Source organism: Stutzerimonas stutzeri (genome assembly GCF_024448895.1).
Lineage (GTDB): Bacteria > Pseudomonadota > Gammaproteobacteria > Pseudomonadales > Pseudomonadaceae > Stutzerimonas > Stutzerimonas stutzeri_Q.
The window spans coordinates 1-5,512 of sequence record NZ_JAMOIC010000052.1 but is presented as its reverse complement, the minus strand read 5'-3'; the positions used below and the strand labels follow the sequence as shown (position 1 = coordinate 5,512).

At 51.9% G+C, this 5,512-nt stretch carries 2 tRNA genes and 3 rRNA genes; all 5 read right to left on the bottom strand.

Annotated elements, in window-relative coordinates:
• Window positions 1-65 precede the first annotated feature (65 nt).
• Window positions 66-181: ribosomal RNA gene (gene rrf, locus NA619_RS24745) — 5S ribosomal RNA — on the bottom strand.
• Window positions 182-336: 155 nt separating this feature from the next.
• Window positions 337-3,227, bottom strand: a 23S ribosomal RNA gene (locus NA619_RS24740).
• A gap of 254 nt (window positions 3,228-3,481) precedes the next feature.
• Window positions 3,482-3,557: transfer RNA gene (locus tag NA619_RS24735), tRNA-Ala, on the bottom strand.
• A gap of 30 nt (window positions 3,558-3,587) precedes the next feature.
• Window positions 3,588-3,664, bottom strand: a tRNA-Ile gene (locus NA619_RS24730).
• 91 nt (window positions 3,665-3,755) lie between these two features.
• A 16S ribosomal RNA gene (locus tag NA619_RS24725) occupies window positions 3,756-5,292 on the bottom strand.
• The 16S, 23S and 5S rRNA genes sit together here with 2 tRNA genes alongside, the layout of an rRNA operon.
• Window positions 5,293-5,512 lie beyond the last annotated feature (220 nt).

The following is a 5,512-nucleotide window of genomic DNA, read 5'->3' as shown; positions in this document are numbered from 1 at the left end:
CAGCTTTTTCTCGCGCAAAGACAAACCCCCGGTCCTCTTACGAGGATCGGGGGTTTGGTGTAGAAGCTTGACGATGACCTACTCTCACATGGGGAGACCCCACACTACCATCGGCGATGCGTCGTTTCACTACTGAGTTCGGGATGGGATCAGGTGGTTCCAACGCTCTATGGTCGTCAAGCAATTCGGTTGGGGAGTCGGTGTTGAGTCGCTTCCCCTAATTGGGTATGTGATGGTGTTTCGGTGTTGCTTTCGCTTTGCGAGCGATGCGTCTTTTCGGTTTGTTTGTCGACTTCAACCGTCTGACACACAAACAACAAATTGTTTGGGTGTTATATGGTCAAGCCTCACGGGCAATTAGTATTGGTTAGCTCAACGCCTCACAGCGCTTACACACCCAACCTATCAACGTCGTAGTCTTCGACGGCCCTTCAGGGAGCTCAAGGCTCCAGTGAGATCTCATCTTGAGGCAAGTTTCCCGCTTAGATGCTTTCAGCGGTTATCTCTTCCGAACATAGCTACCCGGCAATGCCACTGGCGTGACAACCGGAACACCAGAGGTTCGTCCACTCCGGTCCTCTCGTACTAGGAGCAGCCCCTCTCAAATCTCAAACGTCCACGGCAGATAGGGACCGAACTGTCTCACGACGTTCTAAACCCAGCTCGCGTACCACTTTAAATGGCGAACAGCCATACCCTTGGGACCGGCTTCAGCCCCAGGATGTGATGAGCCGACATCGAGGTGCCAAACACCGCCGTCGATATGAACTCTTGGGCGGTATCAGCCTGTTATCCCCGGAGTACCTTTTATCCGTTGAGCGATGGCCCTTCCATACAGAACCACCGGATCACTAAGACCTACTTTCGTACCTGCTCGACGTGTCTGTCTCGCAGTCAAGCGCGCTTTTGCCTTTATACTCTACGACCGATTTCCGACCGGTCTGAGCGCACCTTCGTACTCCTCCGTTACTCTTTAGGAGGAGACCGCCCCAGTCAAACTACCCACCATACACTGTCCTCGATCCGGATAACGGACCAGAGTTAGAACCTCAAAGTTGCCAGGGTGGTATTTCAAGGTTGGCTCCACGCGAACTGGCGTCCACGCTTCAAAGCCTCCCACCTATCCTACACAAGCAAATTCAAAGTCCAGTGCAAAGCTATAGTAAAGGTTCACGGGGTCTTTCCGTCTAGCCGCGGATACACTGCATCTTCACAGCGATTTCAATTTCACTGAGTCTCGGGTGGAGACAGCGCCGCCATCGTTACGCCATTCGTGCAGGTCGGAACTTACCCGACAAGGAATTTCGCTACCTTAGGACCGTTATAGTTACGGCCGCCGTTTACCGGGGCTTCGATCAAGAGCTTCGCTTGCGCTAACCCCATCAATTAACCTTCCGGCACCGGGCAGGCGTCACACCCTATACGTCCACTTTCGTGTTTGCAGAGTGCTGTGTTTTTAATAAACAGTCGCAGCGGCCTGGTATCTTCGACCGGCATGAGCTTACGGGGTAAACCCTTCACCCTCACCGGCGCACCTTCTCCCGAAGTTACGGTGCCATTTTGCCTAGTTCCTTCACCCGAGTTCTCTCAAGCGCCTTGGTATTCTCTACCCAACCACCTGTGTCGGTTTGGGGTACGGTTCCTAGTTACCTGAAGCTTAGAGGCTTTTCCTGGAAGCATGGCATCAACCACTTCTCCTTCTAAAAGAAGGATCGTCATCAGTTCTCGGCATTAAGATCCCGGATTTACCTAAGACCTCTGCCTACCACCTTAAACTTGGACAACCAACGCCAAGCTGGCCTAGCCTTCTCCGTCCCCCCATCGCAGTAACTAGAAGTACGGGAATATTAACCCGTTTCCCATCGACTACGCTCTTCAGCCTCGCCTTAGGGACCGACTCACCCTGCGTCGATTAACGTTGCGCAGGAACCCTTGGTCTTTCGGCGTGGGAGTTTTTCACTCCCATTGTCGTTACTCATGTCAGCATTCGCACTTCTGATACCTCCAGCAAGCTTCTCAACTCACCTTCACAGGCTTACAGAACGCTCCTCTACCGCTCAACTTACGTTGAACCCGTAGCTTCGGTACCTGGTTTGAGCCCCGTTACATCTTCCGCGCAGGCCGACTCGACTAGTGAGCTATTACGCTTTCTTTAAAGGGTGGCTGCTTCTAAGCCAACCTCCTAGCTGTCTGAGCCTTCCCACATCGTTTCCCACTTAACCAGGATTTTGGGACCTTAGCTGACGGTCTGGGTTGTTTCCCTTTTCACGACGGACGTTAGCACCCGCCGTGTGTCTCCCGTGCTGACACTTGCTGGTATTCGGAGTTTGCATCGGTTTGGTAAGTCGGGATGACCCCCTAGCCGAAACAGTGCTCTACCCCCAGCAGTGATACACGAGGCGCTACCTAAATAGCTTTCGAGGAGAACCAGCTATCTCCGAGCTTGATTAGCCTTTCACTCCGATCCACAGGTCATCCGCTAACTTTTCAACGGTAGTCGGTTCGGTCCTCCAGTTAGTGTTACCCAACCTTCAACCTGCCCATGGATAGATCGCCCGGTTTCGGGTCTATTCCCAGCGACTAGACGCCCTATTAAGACTCGCTTTCGCTACGCCTCCCCTATTCGGTTAAGCTCGCCACTGAAAATAAGTCGCTGACCCATTATACAAAAGGTACGCAGTCACCTAACAAAGTAGGCTCCCACTGCTTGTACGCATACGGTTTCAGGATCTATTTCACTCCCCTCTCCGGGGTTCTTTTCGCCTTTCCCTCACGGTACTAGTTCACTATCGGTCAGTCAGTAGTATTTAGCCTTGGAGGATGGTCCCCCCATATTCAGACAAAGTTTCTCGTGCTCCGTCCTACTCGATTTCGCTTCTAAGACCTTTTCGCGTACAGGGCTATCACCCACTATGGCCGCACTTTCCAGAGCGTTCCGCTAAAATCAAAGAAGCTTAAGGGCTAGTCCCCGTTCGCTCGCCACTACTAAGGGAATCTCGGTTGATTTCTTTTCCTCAGGGTACTTAGATGTTTCAGTTCCCCTGGTTCGCCTCACACACCTATGTATTCAGTGTGTGATAACCATCTTATGATGGCTGGGTTCCCCCATTCAGAGATCTCCGGATCAAAGTCTGTTTGCCGACTCCCCGAAGCTTATCGCAGGCTACAACGTCTTTCATCGCCTCTGACTGCCAAGGCATCCACCGTATGCGCTTCTTCACTTGACCATATAACCCCAAGCAATCTGGTTACTGTCTAATAACGTGAAGACGACATTCGCCGAAAATCCGCATTTTGCTCTTTCGAGCATCTCGCAAATTTTACCTTGACTTGAATAATCACCAGTGAAAGTGACCACTCAAATCTACTTCTATCACATACCCAAATTTTTAAAGAACAGTTACTGGCGCAAAGACCAGAAATCAATACACTCCCTGGGGAATCTATTCATTTCTGTGCTTTCAAGCGATGGCGAGAATAATGGTGGAGCCAAGCGGGATCGAACCGCTGACCTCCTGCGTGCAAGGCAGGCGCTCTCCCAGCTGAGCTATGGCCCCATCTACAGATCGGCCACATCCCATGACAATTGGTGGGTCTGGGCAGATTCGAACTGCCGACCTCACCCTTATCAGGGGTGCGCTCTAACCAACTGAGCTACAGACCCAATCGTCTCTCTCGGGTCGAAACCCAATCGCTTTTCGCTAGTGAATCAAGCAATTCGTGTGGGAACTTATGAAGAAGCTGAAGTCTTCGATTAAGGAGGTGATCCAGCCGCAGGTTCCCCTACGGCTACCTTGTTACGACTTCACCCCAGTCATGAATCACTCCGTGGTAACCGTCCTCCCGAAGGTTAGACTAGCTACTTCTGGAGCAACCCACTCCCATGGTGTGACGGGCGGTGTGTACAAGGCCCGGGAACGTATTCACCGTGACATTCTGATTCACGATTACTAGCGATTCCGACTTCACGCAGTCGAGTTGCAGACTGCGATCCGGACTACGATCGGTTTTATGGGATTAGCTCCACCTCGCGGCTTGGCAACCCTTTGTACCGACCATTGTAGCACGTGTGTAGCCCAGGCCGTAAGGGCCATGATGACTTGACGTCATCCCCACCTTCCTCCGGTTTGTCACCGGCAGTCTCCTTAGAGTGCCCACCATAACGTGCTGGTAACTAAGGACAAGGGTTGCGCTCGTTACGGGACTTAACCCAACATCTCACGACACGAGCTGACGACAGCCATGCAGCACCTGTGTCAGAGTTCCCGAAGGCACCAATCCATCTCTGGAAAGTTCTCTGCATGTCAAGGCCTGGTAAGGTTCTTCGCGTTGCTTCGAATTAAACCACATGCTCCACCGCTTGTGCGGGCCCCCGTCAATTCATTTGAGTTTTAACCTTGCGGCCGTACTCCCCAGGCGGTCGACTTAATGCGTTAGCTGCGCCACTAAGATCTCAAGGATCCCAACGGCTAGTCGACATCGTTTACGGCGTGGACTACCAGGGTATCTAATCCTGTTTGCTCCCCACGCTTTCGCACCTCAGTGTCAGTATTAGCCCAGGTGGTCGCCTTCGCCACTGGTGTTCCTTCCTATATCTACGCATTTCACCGCTACACAGGAAATTCCACCACCCTCTGCCATACTCTAGCTTGCCAGTTTTGGATGCAGTTCCCAGGTTGAGCCCGGGGCTTTCACATCCAACTTAACAAACCACCTACGCGCGCTTTACGCCCAGTAATTCCGATTAACGCTTGCACCCTTCGTATTACCGCGGCTGCTGGCACGAAGTTAGCCGGTGCTTATTCTGTCGGTAACGTCAAAACACTAACGTATTAGGTTAATGCCCTTCCTCCCAACTTAAAGTGCTTTACAATCCGAAGACCTTCTTCACACACGCGGCATGGCTGGATCAGGCTTTCGCCCATTGTCCAATATTCCCCACTGCTGCCTCCCGTAGGAGTCTGGACCGTGTCTCAGTTCCAGTGTGACTGATCATCCTCTCAGACCAGTTACGGATCGTCGCCTTGGTGAGCCATTACCTCACCAACTAGCTAATCCGACCTAGGCTCATCTATTAGCGCAAGGCCCGAAGGTCCCCTGCTTTCTCCCGTAGGACGTATGCGGTATTAGCGTTCCTTTCGAAACGTTGTCCCCCACTAATAGGCAGATTCCTAGGCATTACTCACCCGTCCGCCGCTGAATCAGAGAGCAAGCTCTCTTCATCCGCTCGACTTGCATGTGTTAGGCCTGCCGCCAGCGTTCAATCTGAGCCATGATCAAACTCTTCAGTTCAATACTGCATGGGTTTTGAGAAAACCCTAAACTTGGCTCAGCAATCGCAATCTCTTCAAAAGGTCACCCCCAAGAAGAGCACTCAATGATTTCTCGTTGAGTATTTGTGATGCTGATAATCTTGCTGACTACCAGTCTTACCTCACAAGCACCCACACGAATTGCTTGATTCAGTTGTTAAAGAGCGTTTCGATCAAGTCTTTCGTCTCAACCGAGGCCG